The 18,104-nt window shown below is 67.0% G+C and carries 16 protein-coding genes; 11 read left to right on the top strand and 5 right to left on the bottom strand.

From position 1 onward, the window contains the following. Nucleotides 1-3 precede the first annotated feature (3 nt). Both ACILR9_RS15545 and ACILR9_RS15540 read left to right on the top strand, forming a co-directional pair. Nucleotides 4-1,281, top strand: coding sequence for a class I SAM-dependent RNA methyltransferase (locus tag ACILR9_RS15545; protein ID WP_395710849.1), 1,278 nt, complete (start codon nucleotides 4-6; stop codon nucleotides 1,279-1,281). A gap of 154 nt (nucleotides 1,282-1,435) precedes the next feature. Next, nucleotides 1,436-2,203: an SDR family NAD(P)-dependent oxidoreductase gene (locus ACILR9_RS15540; RefSeq protein ID WP_395710848.1), complete on the top strand. Its 768-nt coding sequence runs from the start codon at nucleotides 1,436-1,438 to the stop codon at nucleotides 2,201-2,203. A 139-nt stretch (nucleotides 2,204-2,342) separates the two neighbouring features. Here ACILR9_RS15540 and xth read toward each other — a convergent pair whose 3' ends face one another. The 3 genes from xth to ACILR9_RS15525 are packed head-to-tail and all read right to left on the bottom strand — an operon-like array spanning nucleotide 2,343 to nucleotide 4,475. After that, complete coding sequence (gene xth / locus ACILR9_RS15535; protein WP_395710847.1) at nucleotides 2,343-3,131, bottom strand: exodeoxyribonuclease III; 789 nt, start codon at nucleotides 3,129-3,131, stop codon at nucleotides 2,343-2,345. A 55-nt stretch (nucleotides 3,132-3,186) separates the two neighbouring features. Next, complete coding sequence (gene erpA / locus ACILR9_RS15530; protein ID WP_395710846.1) at nucleotides 3,187-3,519, bottom strand: iron-sulfur cluster insertion protein ErpA; 333 nt, start codon at nucleotides 3,517-3,519, stop codon at nucleotides 3,187-3,189. A 32-nt stretch (nucleotides 3,520-3,551) separates the two neighbouring features. Continuing rightward, the gene (locus ACILR9_RS15525) at nucleotides 3,552-4,475 is read right to left on the bottom strand and encodes a DMT family transporter (RefSeq protein WP_395710845.1); all 924 of its coding nucleotides are present in this window, start codon (nucleotides 4,473-4,475) and stop codon (nucleotides 3,552-3,554) included. 66 nt (nucleotides 4,476-4,541) lie between these two features. Between ACILR9_RS15525 and ACILR9_RS15520 the strand changes: the two genes are divergently transcribed. From ACILR9_RS15520 to ACILR9_RS15510, 3 genes are read left to right on the top strand one after another with little or no spacing between them, the layout of a single operon-like run. After that, a complete protein-coding gene (locus ACILR9_RS15520) occupies nucleotides 4,542-6,788 on the top strand; it encodes a CHASE2 domain-containing protein (RefSeq protein ID WP_395710844.1) in 2,247 nt (748 codons plus the stop codon). Further along, nucleotides 6,769-7,689: a glutamate cyclase domain-containing protein gene (locus tag ACILR9_RS15515; protein WP_395710843.1), complete on the top strand. Its 921-nt coding sequence runs from the start codon at nucleotides 6,769-6,771 to the stop codon at nucleotides 7,687-7,689. Before ACILR9_RS15520 ends, ACILR9_RS15515 begins: the two co-directional genes overlap by 20 nt. Before the next feature lie 11 nt (nucleotides 7,690-7,700). Next, on the top strand, nucleotides 7,701-8,867 hold the full coding sequence (locus ACILR9_RS15510) for an acyl-CoA dehydrogenase family protein (RefSeq protein WP_395710842.1): 1,167 nt from the start codon (nucleotides 7,701-7,703) through the stop codon (nucleotides 8,865-8,867). 186 nt (nucleotides 8,868-9,053) lie between these two features. Here ACILR9_RS15510 and ACILR9_RS15505 read toward each other — a convergent pair whose 3' ends face one another. After that, nucleotides 9,054-10,169 carry an SRPBCC family protein gene (locus ACILR9_RS15505; RefSeq protein ID WP_395710841.1) on the bottom strand — a complete coding sequence of 372 codons (1,116 nt, stop codon included), beginning with the start codon at nucleotides 10,167-10,169 and terminating at the stop codon, nucleotides 9,054-9,056. An 18-nt stretch (nucleotides 10,170-10,187) separates the two neighbouring features. Beyond that, on the bottom strand, nucleotides 10,188-10,814 hold the full coding sequence (locus tag ACILR9_RS15500) for an exopolysaccharide biosynthesis protein (protein ID WP_395710840.1): 627 nt from the start codon (nucleotides 10,812-10,814) through the stop codon (nucleotides 10,188-10,190). Between the two features lie 369 nt (nucleotides 10,815-11,183). Between ACILR9_RS15500 and ACILR9_RS15495 the strand changes: the two genes are divergently transcribed. The 6 genes from ACILR9_RS15495 (at nucleotide 11,184) to ACILR9_RS15470 (ending at nucleotide 18,009) form a co-directional block, all read left to right on the top strand. After that, entirely contained in the window at nucleotides 11,184-12,161 is a 978-nt protein-coding gene (locus ACILR9_RS15495) for an NADPH:quinone oxidoreductase family protein (protein ID WP_395710839.1), read from the top strand. A 10-nt stretch (nucleotides 12,162-12,171) separates the two neighbouring features. Continuing rightward, nucleotides 12,172-13,140, top strand: a complete 969-nt coding sequence (locus tag ACILR9_RS15490; protein ID WP_395710838.1) for a Bug family tripartite tricarboxylate transporter substrate binding protein — start codon at nucleotides 12,172-12,174, stop codon at nucleotides 13,138-13,140. A gap of 11 nt (nucleotides 13,141-13,151) precedes the next feature. Next, complete coding sequence (locus ACILR9_RS15485; protein WP_395710837.1) at nucleotides 13,152-13,907, top strand: SDR family NAD(P)-dependent oxidoreductase; 756 nt, start codon at nucleotides 13,152-13,154, stop codon at nucleotides 13,905-13,907. Between the two features lie 10 nt (nucleotides 13,908-13,917). Next, complete coding sequence (locus ACILR9_RS15480) at nucleotides 13,918-15,015, top strand: M14 family metallopeptidase (protein ID WP_395710836.1); 1,098 nt, start codon at nucleotides 13,918-13,920, stop codon at nucleotides 15,013-15,015. Between the two features lie 228 nt (nucleotides 15,016-15,243). Next, a complete protein-coding gene (locus ACILR9_RS15475; protein ID WP_395710835.1) occupies nucleotides 15,244-17,175 on the top strand; it encodes a hypothetical protein in 1,932 nt (643 codons plus the stop codon). 147 nt (nucleotides 17,176-17,322) lie between these two features. After that, on the top strand, nucleotides 17,323-18,009 hold the full coding sequence (locus tag ACILR9_RS15470) for a carbon monoxide dehydrogenase subunit G (protein WP_395710834.1): 687 nt from the start codon (nucleotides 17,323-17,325) through the stop codon (nucleotides 18,007-18,009). The last annotated feature ends 95 nt before the right edge of the window (nucleotides 18,010-18,104 follow it).

Raw genomic sequence — 18,104 nt, 5'->3', positions numbered from 1 at the left:
GGTGTGAGCGTCAGGCTCGACATCCTGGAGATCGGGTCGCGCGGCGACGGCATCGGCGAGATCGCCGGCCAGCGCTATTTCGTGCCCTTCACCCTGCCGGGCGAGACGGTCGAGGCGGTGCCGCGCGACAGGCGCGGCGAGGGCATCGCGGCCGAGCTCGAGCAGGTCCTGTCGCCGTCGCGCCATCGCGAGGCGCCGCCGTGCCGGCATTTCGGCACCTGCGGCGGATGCGCCCTGCAGCATTGGCGGCGCGACGCCTACACCGCCTGGAAGGTCGATCTGATCGCGCGGGCCCTGGCGCAGCGCGGGGTCGAGCCGCCGCGCTTCCAGCCGCCGGTGAGCGGCGTGCCCGGCGAGCGCCGGCGCGCCGACTTCGTCGTGCGGCGCCAGGGACGGCGCGTGCCGGCGGGCTTCCACGAGCGTGCCAATCAGCGCGTCGTCGATGTCGCGGCCTGCCCGGTGTTGCGACCGACGCTGGTTGCCTTGCTCGACCCGTTGCGTGCCGTCGCGGCGACGCTGCTGCCCGATGGCGGCGCTGCCGACGCGATCGTCAACGAAACCGACAGCGGCGTCGACCTGCTGCTGCGGCCGCACCGGCGTCTCGATTTAGACCTCGCCAAGCGCCAGGAACTGGTGGGATTCGCGGAGCGCGCCGACCTCGCACGGCTGAGCTGGGGCGATCGTGCGACCGCTGAGCTGATCGTCGTCCGGCGCTCGCCGCTCCTGCTGTTCGGCGAGGCCCGCATCGAGCCGCCTCCAGGTGTGTTCCTGCAGGCGACCAAGCGGGCCGAGCAGGCCATGCGGGCGGCGGTTTCCGCCTGGTCCGGCGATGGCTCCAGGCTCGCCGATCTGTTCGCCGGGATCGGGGCGCTGACGCTTGGCCGGCCGGGTAAAGCGGTGCTGTTCGAAAGCGACCGCTCGGCGGTGGCGGCGGTCGACGCGGCGCGCCGGCGGCTTCCCGTCGGCGCGGTGACGGCCGAGCGGCGCGACCTGTTCCGCAATCCGCTCACCGTGAAGGAGCTCGACGCGTTCGATGCGGTGGTCCTCGACCCGCCGCGCGCCGGCGCGTCGGCACAATCGGGCGAGCTCGCGAGATCGACGGTGCCGCGCGTGATCTACGGCTCGTGCGATCCAGGCAGCTTCGCGCGCGATGCGCGCACGCTGCAGGACGGCGGATACCGGCTGGAGAAACTGCTGCCGATCGATCAGTTCCTGTGGTCGCCGCATGTCGAGCTGATTGCGCTGTTCGCCCGCGCGCCGCTGGAGCGATTTCCAGCTTGATGGAACCGCATGCGGTTCCATCAAGCTGGAAATGCGCGCGCCGGAACTGGTTGTTGCAGCAGGCACATTCCGGTCGGCTGGTTACAGCCGACCGGAATGTGCTCTAAGGTCGGCGGCGATCTGAAAGGGTTCCCGAGGGCGAGGAGACGGCGCGATGATGTTCGATCTGACCGGCAAGGTGGCTGTGGTGACGGGCGGCAGCCGCGGCATCGGCCGCTCGATCTGCGAGCAGATGGCAGCGCACGGCGCCAAGGTCGTCGTCTCCAGCCGCAAGCTGCCGGCCTGCGAGGAGGTGGTGAAGGGCATCAAGGCAAAGGGCGGGGAGGCGATAGCGGTCGCCGCCAGCATCTCCGACCGGGCGCAGCTCGAGAACCTCGTGGCTGCGGCGCGCAAGGCCTATGGCCAGATCGACATCATGGTCTGCAACGCCGCCTCGAACCCCTATTTCGGCCCGCTGACCGGGCTGAAGGAGGATGTGTTCCAGAAGATCATGATGAACAACGTCATGTCGAACTTGTGGCTGATGAACATGGTCGGCCCGGAGATGGCCGAGCGCCGCGACGGCGCGTTCATCATCGTCTCGTCGATCGGCGCGCTGGTCGGCTCGGCGCATATCGCCGCGTACAACATGAGCAAGGCCGCCGACCTGTCGCTGGTCAAGTCGCTCGCCATGGAATGGGGCAAGCACAACATCCGCGTCAACGCCATCGCCCCTGGCCTGATCCAGACCGACTTCGCCCGCGCGCTGTGGGAGAACCCGCAGATCCGCGGTGCGCAGGAGAGCAAAGCGGCGCTGAAGCGCATCGGCCAGCCTGACGACATCGGCGGCGTCGCCGTGTTCCTGGCCTCCAAGGCCGGCGCCTTCGTGTGCGGGCAATGCATCATCGCCGACGGCGGCGTGATCGGATCAGGGGCGGAGTAGCGCCTCTTCGCCTCCCCAGCCTCGCTGGGGAGGTGTCGCGTCATACGCGACGGGTCATGAGCAGCGGGATTGGGGCTTCTGACCCCTCCGTCGGCGATTGCGCCGACACCTCCCCAGCGAAGCTGGGGAGGATGAAGAATCAGGCCGCGACCGCGAGCTCGCACCAGACGGGGACGTGATCGGACGGCTCGACCCTGCCGCGCTCGACCTTGTCGATGCCGGCTGCGGTCAGGCGGTCGGCGGCTTGCGGCGAGAGCAGGAGGTGATCGATGCGCAGGCCCCAGTTCTTGGCCCAGGCGCCGGCCTGGTAATCCCAGAAGGTGTAACAGACGCCTTCGGGATCGAATGCCCGCACCGCATCGGTCAACCCGAGATTGAGCAGGGAGCGCAAGGCAGCGCGCGACTGCGGCTGGCACAGCGCATCGTTGGCGAAGGCCTTGGGATCGTAGACGTCCGTCTCTGTCGGGCAGACATTATAGTCGCCGCCCAGCACGAACATTTCTTCGCGCGCCAGCAGCTCCTTCGCACGCCGCTGCAGGCGCTCCATCCAGGCGATCTTGTAGGCGAACTTGTCGGTGCCGATCGGATTGCCGTTGGGCAGGTAGAGGCCGCCAACGGTGAGTGGCCCGTCCTTGGTCTGGATACGGCCTTCGATGTAGCGGGCCTGGTCGTCGGCGACGGCATCCGGCAGGGCGCGGGCGGTGATCTCGACCGGGTGGAGGGACAGCAGGGCGACGCCGTTGAAACCCTTCTGGCCAACAATCTCGGCCTTGTAGCCGGCCGCCTCGATCTCCAGGCGCGGGAACTGGGGCTCGAGCGCCTTCAGCTCCTGCAGGACGACGACGTCGGGCCGCGCACTTTCCAGCCACGCCACCAAGTTGGCCGTCCGCTTGCGGACGGAATTGACGTTCCACGTCGCGATCTTCATCGCCGCCCGGCCGACCGCCGCCAGTTCATGCGCTGCCAGCTCGGACGCTGCCAGCTCATACGCTGAAAGAGTTGCCGCAGCCGCAGGACGAGGCGGCGTTCGGGTTTTTCACCTGGAAGGCAGCGCCGACCATTTCCTCGACATAGTCGAGCTCGCTGCCTTTCAGCAGCTCCAGCGACGTGCTGTCGACCAGCACCGAGGCGCCGCCCTGCTCGATCAGCAGGTCGTCCTCGTTACGCTGTTCCTCGAATGAGAAATTGTATTGGAAACCCGAGCAGCCGCCGCCCAGGACGGCGACCCGCATCATGACCGGCCTGGGCTCCTTGGCGGCCAGGAAAGCGATTCGCTTGGCGGCGCTGTCGGTAACGGAGAAGGAGGTCTCGCTCATGGCCTACAAGATGTGGTTGGAGGGCTCGTTCGTCAATCCCGTACGTTGGCAGCCACCGCCGCCCGGGAGGCCCGCCGCGCCTCATGGGCGCGAACGCGCTCGCGATAGAGGATGTAGAGGCCCGATCCGATGACCAGGGGCAGACCAAACCATACGGCCGGTGAGGGTTCTTCCTTGAACCATAGGTAGCCAAACAGGACGGCGAGCGCGATCGAGCTGTAGTCGAACGGCGCCAGGGTCGAGGCCGGGGCGAGGCGCAGCGCCCGCGTCACCAGGATCTGGCCGACGCCTCCGATCAGGCCCAGGGAGCACAGCCAGAGCCAGTCGGCGAGCGACGGCCACTTCCAGCTCGGGATGGCACCCACGAGCGAGACCAGGCTGGCGAACAGGCAGAACCAGAAGATGGTCGCCGCATCGTGGTCGTAGCGGCTGATCAGCCGGGTGAGCACCGTCGACAGCGAATAGCTGAAGGTCGCGAGCAGCACGGCCAGCGACAGCCAGTGGATCGAGATGGTCCACGGCTCGAGCATGATCAGCACGCCCGCGAAGCCCACGCCGACGGCGCTCCATCGACGCCAGCCGACGCTTTCGCCCAGGATCGCCGCAGCGAGGCCGACCATGAACAGGGGGGCTGCATAGGAGATCGCGTAGAGGTCGACCAGTGGCATGCGCGGCAGCAGGTAGAAGAAGCCGAACAGGCTGCCGAAGCCGGACAGGATGCGCAGCGCCTGCAGCACGGGCTTCGCGCTGCGGATGAGCCGCAGGCCGCCTTGGGAGCGATACAGGAAGTAGAGTGGCACCAGGGCAACGGTGCTGCGGAACAGCATCATCTGGAACGGGTCGTACGAATCACCCAGCCACTTGACCAGAGCGTCAAGCGTGGCGAACAGCGCGAGGGCGCCCAGCCGGGCGTAAATGCCGGCGACGATCGATGATACGGGAGGGGTCGTCGACAAGGTGCGCTATTTGGCTTGGGCAGCGACCTTCCGTAAAGTGGCGATCTCAGGAGGGGCGGGCGTCAGATGCGCATGGGTTGGCTGCTCGGTCGCAACAATGCGCGCATTCCGTTCCTTGCCTCCTTGCTTGTGCTGCTCGGCGCATTGGCCTTGCGAATCGCCGATCCTGTCGAACTGTCGCGCCTGCGTGATTTCGCCTTCGACGTCTACGAGCGACTGCAGCCGCGAACCTACAATCCCGCGACGCCGGTGCGGATCGTCGACATCGACGAAGCCTCGCTCGCCGAATACGGCCAATGGCCGTGGCCCCGCACGATCGTGGCGCGCCTGATAGACAAGCTGACCGAGAAGGGAGTTGCGACGATCGCCTTCGACGTGATTTTTGCCGAGCCCGACCGGTCGTCGATGAGTCGCATGGTGCGCGATCTCGTGGCCTACACCGATCCTGAAACCGTGGCCAAGCTCGCCGCGGCGATCCAGGACAACGACCAGGTCATGGCCGATGCGATGGCGCAATCGAGCGTCGTGCTGGGGTTCGGGTTCGATCCGAAAGCGCCCGGCCAGGCGCCTCGGCGCTATCACGGCACGGCCTTCGCCGGCGACGACCCTGCTCAATTCCTGCCGCTGCAGCAAGGGACGGTGCGGACGATCCCGCTGCTCGAGGCGGCGGCGAAGGGTAACGGCAGCATCAACACGGACCTGGAGAGCGCCGTCATCCGGCGCATTCCCATGCTGTATCGTGTAGCGGGCCAGGATGGGCTTTTCCCCGCTCTGTCCATCGAAGCGCTGCGTGTGGCCCAGGGCGCGAGCACGTATCTGGTCAAATCCTCCGGCGCCAGCGGCGAGCTCTCGTTCGGCGAACGCACCGGCATCGTCGCCATCCGGACGGGCGACATCGAAGTGCGCACCGATGCGAGGGGGCGGCTGACGCTCTACGACACGGGGCATCGTCAGGAGCGCTTCATTTCTGCCCGGGCGATCATGCATGACGAGGTTCCGGCCGAGCAGCTCGAGGGGCGGGTCATGTTCGTCGGCACGAGCGTGATCGGTCTGCGTGACATGCGCAGCACGCCGGTGAGCGACTCCGTGCCGGGTGTCGAAGTGCAGGCGCAGCTCGCCGAGCAGATGCTCGAGCAGGAGTACCTCAGCCGGCCCGATTTCGCCGATGGCGCCGAGTTCCTTTATCTGGCGGCCATCGGCGTCATGTTCGTCTGGGCGTTGCCGCGGCTGTCGGCCGGCTGGATGGCCGCGGTTGCTGCCGCCGGCATCGGCGTGGGGCTGGCGGTTCCCTGGTTTGCCTTCTCCGAGTACCGCCTGCTGTTCGACCCGATCTATCCGCCGGCCACGCTGGCGGCGATCTATGTCACCGGCACGGCGCTTGCCTTCATGCGCACCGAGCGCGAGCGCGCCCAGATCCGTGGCGCCTTCGGCCTCTACCTGTCGCCCGACGTCGTCGAGCACATCGCACGCCATCCTGAATTGCTGCAGCTCGGCGGCGAGGTGCGCGAGGTCACCGTGATGTTCACCGACGTCCGCGGCTTCACGCGGATCTCCGAGCAGTTCGACGCCCATGGCCTGACCCGGTTCATGAACCGGTTCCTGACGCCGATGACCGACCTGATACTGTCGCACAAGGGCACGATCGACAAGTACATGGGCGATGCCATCATGGCGTTCTGGAACGCCCCGCTGGCGGTGGAAGGCCATGCGGCGCGGGCCTGTGAGACAGCGCTTGCCATGCAGGGCCGCCTCGCCGCGCTCAACGACGAATGGCAGGCCGAGGCGACCGCCGAAGGCCGGCGGCACATTCCCGTCACGATCGGCGTCGGCCTCAACACCGGCCATGCCTCGGTCGGCAATTTCGGCTCGACCCAGCGCTTCACCTATTCCTGTCTCGGCGACGACGTGAACCTGGCGTCGCGGCTCGAGGGGCAGTGCAAGACCTACGGGGTGGGCATCATCATCGGCGAGGCCACGAAGGCGCAGGTGCCGCATTATGCCGCGCTCGAGCTCGATCTCGTCATGGTCAAGGGCAAGACCGAGGCGCAGCGCGCCTTCGCGCTGGTCGGTGATCCCGCCCTGGCGAGAACTCCGGAATTCCAGACCCTCGTTGAACGGCAGACCGTCTTTCTCGCGCAGTACAGAGCGGGGGGCTTTGCCGAGGCGCTCGACATGATAGAGGAGTGCAAGTCGGCGGCCGCCGCGGTGGGCTGGCGGCAGGAATATTACGAGATGATGCGCGCGCGGATCGACGGTCTGCTCGATGAATCGCCGATCGGCTGGACGGGAGTATATGTCGCAAAGGACAAGTGAGATCGCGCGGCGCATCGTTGCCCTCGAGGCGCTGGTCTGCCGCGACGTCGGTCGCAAGACGGCGGATCTGATTGCCGCCAGCGCCGGCGGCCTGGGCAATGCTGCCCAAGCCCTGTCCGGCGCGCGCAGCATCGGCCTGATCACCGGCTTCTTCGTGCCGCGCGACGGCGTGGCGGCGCCTGAAACGGACGGACCTGTCGGCACGGCCCTCCTGGCCTGCGCCCTGGCGGCCTGCGGCCTGCCGGTGCGTATCGCCGTGGACACCCCCTGTGCCGATGCCGTGCGCGTGGCGGTCGCCGAGGCCGGCGGCGGCGTGGCGGTTGACGAGGTCGGCGTCGTTGACCCGGCGGGCATCGCGCGCGTCATCGAGGCATGGCGCGATGCCGGCGTCAGCCATGCCATCGCGATCGAGCGATGCGGCCGCAGCGCCGATGGCCGGCCGCGCAACATGCGCGGCGTCGACGTCTCGGCGTGGACGGCGCCGCTCGATGATCTGTTCCTCGGTGGCGATTGGGCGAAGATCGCCATCGGCGACGGTGGCAACGAGATCGGCATGGGTCGACTGCCGGCCGGGCTCATTGCGCGCACGGTTCCGAACGGCGAGCAGATCGCCTGCGTGACGTCTTGCGACTACCTGGTCGTCGCCGGCGTCTCGAACTGGGGCGCCTACGGATTGATGGCGGCACTTGCCGCCCAGCGAGCGGACTGGAGTGGCGTCATCCGCAAATTCCTGACGGCGGAACGCGACCTCTCTGTCACCCAGGCGGTCGTCGACAAGGCCGGCGCCGTCGACGGTGTCACCGCGCGCCGCGAGCCCACGGTCGACGGATTCGGCGCCGACGTTCATGGGGCGCTGGTCGACTCGCTGGCGCGCGTTGCGTGGGCGGAGGCGGGAGACTAGGGTCGCCCGCCATGGAAAATCCCTACGCCTCGACCCACCCTGAAATCCGCGACGCGGTTCGCCAGCTCTGCCTGAAGTTTGATGGCGCCTACTGGCGCGAGCTCGATCGCGAGCGCGCCTATCCCACGGCTTTCGTGAAGGCGCTGACCGAGGCCGGTTGGCTGGCCACCCTGATTCCGGAAGAGTATGGCGGCGCCGGTCTCGGCATCTCGGCCGCCGCCGCGGTGCTCGAGGAGGTGCAGCGCGCCGGCTGCAACGGTGCCGCCTGCCACGCCCAAATGTACATCATGGGCACCTTGCTGCGGCACGGCAGCGCCGAGCAGAAGCAGCGCTACCTGCCGCGCATCGCCAGCGGCGAGCTGCGCCTGCAGGCATTCGGCGTGACCGAGCCGACCAGCGGCACCGACACGCTGGCGCTGCGCACGACCGCGGTGAAGAAGAACAACAGCACGTACGTCGTGAACGGCCAGAAGGTGTGGACCAGCCGCGCCGAGCATTCCGACCTGATGCTGCTCCTGGCGCGCACCACGCCGCGCGACCAGGTCGAGAAGCGCACCGAGGGATTGTCCGTCTTCGTGGTCGACATGCGCGAGGAGCTCGGCAAGGGCCTCACCATCCGGCCGATCCGCACCATGATGAACCACAACACCACCGAGGTGTTCTTCGACAACATGGAGGTGCCGGCGGAAAACCTCGTCGGCGAGGAAGGCAAGGGCTTCCGCTACATCCTGGGCGGCATGAATGCCGAGCGTGTGCTGATCGCGGCCGAATGCATCGGCGATTCGCGCTGGTTCATCGAGAAGGCGACCGACTACGCCAAGCAGCGCAAGCTGTTCGGCCGGCCGATTGGCCAGAACCAGGGCGTGCAATTCCCGATCGCGCGCGCTTATGCCCAGAGCGAGGCCGCCGACCTGATGGTGCGCAAGGCGGCGACCCTCTACGAGGCCGGCCTGCCGTGCGGCGCCGAGGCCAACATGGCCAAGATGCTGGGCTCGGAGGCGGCCTGGGCTGCCGCCGACATGTGCGTCCAGACGCACGGCGGCTTCGGCTTCGCCGAGGAATACGACATCGAACGCAAGTTCCGCGAGACGCGCCTCTACATGGTGGCGCCGATCTCGACCAACATGATCCTGAACTTCATTTCAGAGCACGTGCTGGGCTTGCCGCGGTCGTATTGAGCTCATGCTCCTCCCCAGCGTCATCGCTGGGGAGGTGTCCGCGTAATCGCGGACGGAGGGGTCATGAGCCTCGGTCGCGTTGCCCATGACCCCTCCGTCGCCGTAAGACGGCGACACCTCCCCAGCTTCGCTAGGGAGGAATCATGAGGACCTCCCCAGCGGTGACGCTGGGGAGGAGAATGAGCGTCAATTCTTGCCGACCATCGCCCGGATGATCTTGCGCTGAAAGTCCAGCACAAGCGGTTCGGCGTTGGGCAGGAAGCGGCCGCGGTCGGGGAGGCCGCCCATCAGGCCGCGTTGCACCGAGTCGGTGAGGCGATCGTCCTCGGCGGCGACCTGCTCGTTGAAGGCGATCATCGTGCGGATGAACTCCTCGCTCGCGCCGCGGCCGAAGAACCGGTCGGAGAAACCCTTGGTCACGGCCGGCCCGTCCGGGATCCAGAGCTCGGCAGACAGGTTGGGGAAACCCGGATTGATGCTGATGGTGAGGTTCGGCCACAGGAAGTGGTACTGCGATTCGCCGACAGCGCCGGTGACATCGTAGGGTGGTGCCTTGCCCTGGCCAGCCAACGCCGACCGCTTCACCGGGCCGGTCTGCGTCGAGAACCAGTCGCGCGCTTCGTACTTGTACTGGTCGGGGCGCACGTCGATGGCGGCGCTGAATCCCGGGTGGGCAACCGCGCAATGGTAGCATTCGAGGTAGTTCTCCAGCATCGCCTTCCAGTTGGCCGGGGAGTTGCCCTCGGCGCGGCTGTGCGGCTCGAGCTCGTCGAGCACGATGCCGGCCTGGGCGATGATGTCGAGCACCGGCCCGAAGAAGTGCTGCACCGGCAGCGCCTCCTGGTCGAGGTTGGCGAACACGAGCGGACCCAGCGCCTCGGCGCGGATCGGCAGCAGCGGAAAATCTTCGAGTCGGAAATCCGCCGCGCCTTCGGAGCGCGGGGCGCGCCGAAGCTGGCCGCCGAGGTCGTAGGTCCAGGCGTGGTAGCCGCACATCATCATGCGGGCGTTGCCCCGACCTTGCATGACCTCGTGCCGTCGATGACGGCAGACATTCACGAACCCCGCCAGCCCGGCCTCGCCGCGGACGACAACGACGGGAACGCCGCCCGCATATCCGGTGATGTAGTCACCGAGATTCGCCAGATGCGCCAGCGGACCGACATAGATCCAGCTCTTGCGGAATATCCGGGCAAGCTCGCGTTCGGCGATCGACGGATCGGTGTACCAGCGCGCCGGCAGCGATTCCCCGCGCTCCAGGTTAGCGAGCAGCTCGGTCACGGTGTCGGACGGTCCAGTCATGAAGGCCTCGTTGGGAAGTCAGTCGAAGAGCAGCTCGCGCAGGGCCACGAAGGCGGCCATGAGCGCGGCGTGGCCGATCATCAGCAAGAAGACAGTCCAGGCTGCGGTCGCCAGGGTAAGGAGCCAGCCCAGCATGGCCATCACGCCATCACCTTCGATCAGGGCGAGGCAGAAGAACAAGATGGCCCAGGCGGGAAAAAGGTTGTCGAAGGGAATCGGCAAGGCGAGGAGGAAGATGTTGGCCGCCCAGGCGAGCAGCAGCAGCCGGCGCGGCGTTCCCGAGACCCACGCCTCCTGGCGCGGATGTATGGTGCGTTCCAGCCGGCGCAGGTGCCGCCGTGCGCGACCCAGGAAATCCTGCAGCTGGCCGCGGTCCAGGCCGCGCTTGCCGATGAAGTCGGGCAGGGACGGCGTGGGCCTGCCCATGAAGAATTGTGCGACCAGCAGCAGCATGGGCACGCCGGTGATGGTCGACAGCCAGGGAATTCCGGTCGGAATGCAGTTGGGCAGGTTGAGGGCGGCGATCGCGAAGGCGTAGGAGCGGTTCTCGAGGCCTTCCAGGATCGCCGATACGGTGAGCAACGAATTGCGCGGCCCGGCGAACAGCCGGTCGAGCGCCGGCAGCAGCGCGCCGCGTTCGTCCATCAGAGTGCCCGCTCTGGAGCGACGGTCGTCCTCCTCCCCAGCTTCGCTGGAGAGGTGTCGCCGTCATACGGCGACGAAGGGGTCATGAGTCTCATGGCTGGGAGCGCGCCACTCCTGTGGCGCTGTCCCTGCTGATCACGCACCCCATGAGCGCCATTGAGCGGCGCGCTGCCGGCAAGAACCATGACCCCTCCGTCCGCGATGACGCGGACACCTCCCCAGCGAAGCTGGGGAGGAGCATGATGAATCATCTTCCTCCCCGCGAAAGTCGCTCCTTCTAGCACGGCGGGAGGCCGCAATGGACGCTGAGGGGCCGGCCATCGTATCAATGCCGCCACACGACGAAATAGCGGGACGGGAGCGGACGACATGCGCGCGATGCTGAGTGAAACACCGGGCGGACCGGAGAGCCTGAAGCTGGTGGAGATGCCGTCCCAGCCGCTGGGCAAGGGCCAGGTCCGGGTCGCGATCCGCGCGGCCGGCGTCAATTTTCCCGACACGTTGATCATCGCCGACAAGTATCAGTTCAAGCCACCGCGTCCGTTCGCTCCCGGCCACGAGATCGGCGGCGACATCACCGAGCTGGGCGAGGGCGTCACCGGTTATACGGTGGGGGACCGCGTGATCGGCATGATCGGTCATGGCGGTTACGCCTCCGAGGCAGTCGTCGACCAGGGCAATCTCCTGAAGATGCCGGCCAACATGAGCTACGAGGACGGCGCCGCTTTCACCATGACCTACGGCACGTCGTACTATGCCCTGAAGCAGAGGAGCAGCTACAAGCCGGGCGAGACGCTGCTGGTGACCGGCGCCTCGGGGGGCGTCGGGCTGACCGCGGTCGAACTCGGCGCATTGATGGGGTTGAAGGTGATCGCCGCCGTCGGCTCGGACGAGAAGATGGAGATCTGCCGCAAGTACGGCGCCACCATGTTCGTGAACTACAACAAGGAGAAGATGCGCGACAAGGTGAAGGAACTCACCGCCGGCAACGGCGCCGACATCGTCTATGACGCCGTGGGCGGCGATGCCTTCGACGAGTCGGTGCGCTGCATCGCCTGGTACGGCCGCATTCTCGTGGTCGGCTTCGCGGCGGGCCGCATCCCGTCGTTGCCCGCCAACCTTGCCCTGCTGAAAAGCTGCGACGTGCGTGGGGTCTTCTATGGCGCATGGCGCGGTCGCGAGCCGGCCGAAGCGCGCAAGAATTTCGACGAGCTGCTGAAATGGTACGGTGAGGGCAAGCTGAAGCCCCACGTGTCGATGCGCTTTCCGCTCGAGAAGGGGGCCGACGCCATGAACGCCCTGCTGTCGCGCAAGGCGACCGGTAAGGTTGTTCTCACAGTTGCCTGAGGGTGCGGCCATGCTCGGCCGTCGCAGCCTCCTGGCTCTCATCGGCGCGCCATTGCTGCCTTTGCCGGTCGCGGCAGATGACTTCCCGGTGCGCCCGATCACGCTCGTGGTGCCGTTCGCGGCTGGCGGTTCGATCGACGTGCTGGCACGGCTTGCTGCCCAGGAGGCAAGCGCGGCGCTGGGCCAGTCGATCGTCGTCGACAATCGCGGCGGCGCAGCCGGCCTGATCGGTGCGGCGTCGGTCGCCAAGGCCGAGCCCGACGGCTACACGCTGCTGCTCGCCTCGGCGGCGCAGGTGACGATAGCGCCCTGGGTCAATCGCTCGCTCACCTTCGATCCGCCCAGGGACCTGGCGCCGGTCGTGCACCTCGCCGACACGCCCATGGTGCTGGTCGTGGCCGAAAGATCGACCATGAAGACGGTCGACGACTTCGTAAGCGAAGCACGGGCCAATCGCGGCGGCCTCAACTATGCCTCGACTGGTGTCGGGACGATTTCCCACCTCGTCATGGAATCGTTGAAGCTCGCGGCGGGGATCGACGTCGTGCACGTGCCCTATCGCGGGGCGGCGCCGGCCCTGAACGACCTGCAGACCGGGCAGGTACAAGCCATGTTCACCAGCACCGCATCCGCGGCCATGATGGTGGCGGCGGGGAAGCTGCGCCCTCTGGCGGTCACCACGACATCCCGCTCGCCGCTGTTTCCCGAGGTTCCTACCATGGCGGAAGCGGGATGGCCGGCGGCCGAAGTCGTGGTCTGGGCCGGTGTCATGGCGCCGGCCGGCACGCCGCGCACGGTAACGCGCCGGCTTGAGCGGGCGTTCATCGAGGCCATCGTGGCGCCGGACATGCGGGCGCGCCTGGTCAAGCTCGGCGCGGATCCCGTGGGACACGGCGCCAAGGCCTTTGCCGAGGTGATTGAACGTGACCTTGCCCTGTGGCAGCGCGTCGCTCTGGCGTCAGGCGTCAAAGTCGAGTGAAGGAGAGCCCGATGGGCAGGTTGGCAGGCAAGATCGCAATCGTGACGGGAGCGGCGTCGGGGATTGGCGCAGCGTCAGCCGGACTGTTTGCCGATGAGGGCGCCCAGGTGCTGGCCGTCGATCGGCCGGAATCGGCCATCGCCGAGGCCCACGCCGGAAACAGCAGGATTTCCACCATCGCGTGCGACATCACGGGCGGTGACGCGCCGCGGCAGATCGTCGCCAAGGCCATCGAGGCCTACGGCGCCCTCGACATCCTGTTCAACAATGCCGGTGTGAGCGGCCGCGCCTTCGTCGAGGAAATGACCGACGAGCAGTGGGACCACGTCAATGCGGTCAATGTCCGGGCAATGTTCCGGCTGTGCCGCGAAGCCATCCCGGCTCTCAAGGCGCGGGCGCGGGAAAAAGGCCGCGCCCGCATCGTCAACACCGCCTCGGTGATGGCGTTCGACACCGATTACGGCCTGGCCGCCTATTGCGCCTCGAAGGCGGGTGTCGGCGGCCTCACGCGCACGCTGGCGCTCGAGCTCGGCAAGTTCAACATCACCGCCAACTATGTCTGTCCGGGCGCCATCTATTCCGGCATGACACGGACCAACTTCGACAAGCCCGAAATCCGCGCCGTATGGGAGAAGAAGGCCGCGCTGCGCCGGCTCGGGCAGCCGATCGACATAGCCCGCGGCGCCCTGCTGCTGGCATCCGACGAAGCCGATTTCATCACCGGCCATGAGCTGGTGGTGGATGGCGGATTGACCCTGCGAACCTGAGGTCGGCCCCATGCCCAGCATTCATTCCTTCGCTGCGGACTACAACGAGGCGCGCGACAAGTTCCTGGCGGCAGCGCGCATCGCCGGCGCGCGGACCCATCGCTACGATAACCCGAACAAGGGGCCGAAAGGCCAGGCTCTGTCGACCGACGTGGCGCGGCTGGGGCCTGAGGACGCCTCCCGTGTCGTCGTGACCATCTCGAGCACGCATGGCGTGGAAGGCTATTGCGGGTCGGGCTTCCAGGTCGACTGGCTGGCCAATGTCGGGGAGGCTGGGCTGCCGAAGGACACGGCGGCCGTCTTCATCCACGCCATCAATCCCTATGGCTTCGCCTGGACACGACGGGCGACGGAGGAGGGCAACGACCTCAACCGCAACTACGTCGATCACGGCAAGCCTTATCCGGCAAACGAGGGCTACCTCGAGGTGGCCGACTTCCTGGTGCCGCGGGATCTCAGCCAGGCGACGCTCGATGCCGCGGATGCCAGGCTCGCCGCCTACCGCAAGAAGGTCGGCGACATCGCCTACTTCCGCGCCGTTTCGGGTGGCCAGTACAGCCATGCCGACGGAATGTTCTTCGGCGGCGGCGGGCCCTCTTGGTCCAACCGGACCCTGCACGCCATCACCGATCGCTTCCTGAGGGGCCGCCAGGACGTCGCCGTGATCGACTTTCACACCGGCCTCGGCCCGTACGGCTACGGCGAGCCGATCACCCATTACGACATCGACACGCCGGCCTCGCGCCGGGTGCGGGCCTTCTGGGGCGAGTCGGTCACCGAGTCGAAGCGTGGACAGACGGCCTCGCAAGCGCGCGACGGGCTCGGGCACTATGGGCTCAACCGGGTGCTGACCGAGCCGGAAACGCGGCTGACCATGTGCACCCTGGAGTTCGGCACCTTCGACCGCGAGAGCGGCCAGCGGGCGTTCCGCGCCGACCACTGGTTGCACAAATACGGCGATCCGCTGGGCACCGAGGCCGGCCCCGTGCGCGCCGCCATGCGTCGCCAATTCTATCCCGAGACCGACGACTGGAAGGAGGCGGTCCTGTTTCGCGGCCACCAGATCGTGCGCCAGGCGATCGCCGGGGTGCAGAAGGGAGCGGGGTGAGCCCGTCTCACTTTTCCTCCCCAAGCGTAGCTTGGGGAGGTGTCGCCGTCTTCGGCGACGGAGGGGTCATGAGCAGCGGGACTGAGGCCTCTGACCCCTCCGTCTCGGATTACCGAGACACCTCCCCAGCTTCGCTAGGGAGGATTCTGATTCCCCTCCCCCAGCTTCGCTGGGGAGGAAACTTGAAAAAGCCATACGCCCGCCAAACGATACTGCTAAAAGCTCCTTATGCGTGCTCTGATAGCGCTGCTTGCGTTCGTGGCATTGGCGGCGCTCAATCTCTTGTGGTGGTGGTGGCCGAACCGGCCGGTAGAGATCGCCGGATGGACGACCGCTCCTTTGCAAAGCGTGTCGTTCGCCCCGTATCGGCCGGGGCAGAGCCCGCTCACCCGCACCTTTCCGTCGGCCGACCAGATCGAGGAAGACCTGCGTCGGGTGCAGGGCAAGGTGCGCGCGGTCCGCACCTATTCGACAGGTGAGAACCTCGAGGCCGTGCCGCAGCGCGCCGGCAAGTACGGCCTCAAGGTCTGGCATGGCGCGTGGCTGAACGACAACGACAAGGAGAACCTCGAGCAGATCAACCTGCTGATCGATCACGCCAACCGCTACAAGGACACGGTCGAGCGGGTGATCGTCGGCAACGAGGCGTTGTTGCGCAAGGATCTCACCGCGAACGAGCTGCGGCGATACATCCGCCAGGTCAAGCAGCGCGTGTCGCAGCCGGTAACCTATGCCGACGTCTGGGAATTCTGGCTGCGCAACCCGTCGCTGGCCGACGAGGTCGACTTCATCACCATTCATATCCTGCCCTACTGGGAAGACGAGCCGATCGGCCTCGACCGGCGGGAGCCGGACGGCAAGCCGAGCATCGATAAGCACATCGTCGACATCTACAAGAAGGTGCAGGCGCGATTCCCCAACAAGCCGATCGTGATCGGAGAGACGGGCTGGCCGAGCGACGGCCGGATGCGCTCCGACGCCCGGCCCGGTCGGATCGAGCAGGTGCGCTACTTCTCGACCTTCCGCGGCATCGCCGAGCGAGAGAAGTTCGACTACAACATCGTCGAGGCGTTCGACCAGAACTGGAAGGCCCGCCAGGAGGGCACGGTCGGCGCGGCGTGGGGCTTGCTCGACGCCCAGCGTCACGACAAGTTCGAGCTCGGCAAGCCGGTGGTCGCAGAACCGCATTGGCGCGCTCTGTTCATCCTGTCGACGATCGCGGCCGGCCTGATCCTGTTCGGTTTCGTTGGCTTGCGCCGCGCCGCCGGCGGCAAGGCGATTGCGGTCTTCGCGATCTTCGCCCAGGTCGTGGCGACCTGCTACGTGCAGGCGACCTGGATCGACCTGGCGCGCACGTTCTACTTCGAGAAGATGCTGGGCGTCGTGTTCTGGGCGTTGCTGCTCGGCCTGTTCAGCTACGCGCTGCTGCGCGGCATCGCCGACAGCCTGACGGGGCGGATGGCGGATCCGTCGCTCTACGGCGCTCGCGTCCGCGAGGCGCTACATGCCTGGCGGGCGCTGCCGCGCTACCGAATTCTGCAGCGTGCCGACCTGCTGGCGCAGCTGCTCTATCTCGCGCTCACGGTGCTCTGCATCTTCTACCTTATCGTCATCAGCATCGACTGGTACGACGGCGTGATCCGGATCGGCGACTGGTTCCGCCAGATCGCCATCGACGGCCGCTACCGCGACTTCCCGATCTGGAGCTTCGTCATTCCCAGCATCGTGCTGATGGCCTGGAAAGCGCTGACGATTGTGCGTTCCGAGCCGGTATCGCGCGCCGACCGCTGGGCCAAGGCGCTGTCGTTCGGCCGCCTGCTGGGCTACGACGGCAGCCGCGGCTTCGTGCGCATGGACCGCTCGTTCAGCCGGATCCGGCCGGTCCTGCCGGAGATGATCCTGGCCTTCCTGCTGGTGTTCTGGGCGATCGTGATGGTGGTGAGCGAAGGGGCCATCAAGCTCTACGACGGTGGCGCCGGTGGCCTGGTCGCAGTCGACGGTGGCCGCTGGGTCATCCGCACGCTGTTCTGGAACACCCAGGCCGACTGGTTTGCCGCCTTGGCTCTGATCATGGCGGTACCCTATCTGGCGACAATCTACGTCTCGATTCGCGAGCCACTGGCAGAACCGCCGCCGGACTCCTATACCAGCAAATGGTAGCCGCGCTCCTCGGGAACCTCACCCTGAGGAGGGCGCGAAGCGCCCGTCTCGAAGGGTGGGCAACAGCACGACTGCTCCCCACCCTTCGAGACGCGCCCTGCGGGCGCTCCTCAGGGTGAGGCTGTCGTTTGAGCCGGGAGTTACGACATGGAAATCAAGGGCGAATACAAGATCGCCGCGCCGCGCGACAAAGTCTTCGCGGCGCTCAATGATCCTGCGGTGCTGCAAGCCTGCATTCCCGGTTGCGAATCGCTCGACAAGGTTTCCGACACCGAGATGAAGGCCAAGGTCCGCCTGCGCATCGGGCCGGTCAGTGCGGCCTTTGCAGGCAAGGTGACTCTGTCGGACATCGACCCGCCGAACGGCTACAAAATCACGGGCGAAGGGCAGGGTGGGGCGGCCGGCTTCGCCAAAGGCGGCGCCGTCGTCGCCCTAGCCGACGACGCCGGTGCGACCACGCTCACCTACAATGTCGACGCTCAGGTTGGCGGCAAGATCGCCCAGGTAGGCGCGCGCTTGATCGACGGCACCGCCAGGAAGCTGGCCGACGAGTTCTTCGGCAAGTTCGCCGCGGTGGTGAGCGCACCGCCGCCCGCTGAGGAGGCCGTGCCTCCGGGGCCCGCCGAGACGGCGCCCACCGACACCGGAGCACCGGCGGCATCGTCAGCGACGGCTTCCCCGACGATACCTGCGGCTGCCGCGCCGCCCAGCTACACGGCAGGTCCGACCGCGAGGCCGGACCCGACCGCAGCGGCGCAGCGCGGCTACAGGCACTGGCTGGTCATCGGCATCGGCGCTGCCATCCTGATCGTCGTGTTTCTTGCGAGCCGTTAGCGCGTCGATCGGCCGTCGAATGCCGTCATCCGCAATTCGCTTGACCACTCTACAAACGGCTTGCCACAGTCGCGCCAACACGCGACGGGCGCACT

The organism is Reyranella sp. (assembly GCF_044224635.1).
Classification (GTDB): Bacteria; Pseudomonadota; Alphaproteobacteria; order Reyranellales; family Reyranellaceae; genus Reyranella.
Note: the sequence above shows the minus strand (reverse complement) of the source record. Positions and strands in the feature narration are given on the sequence as shown.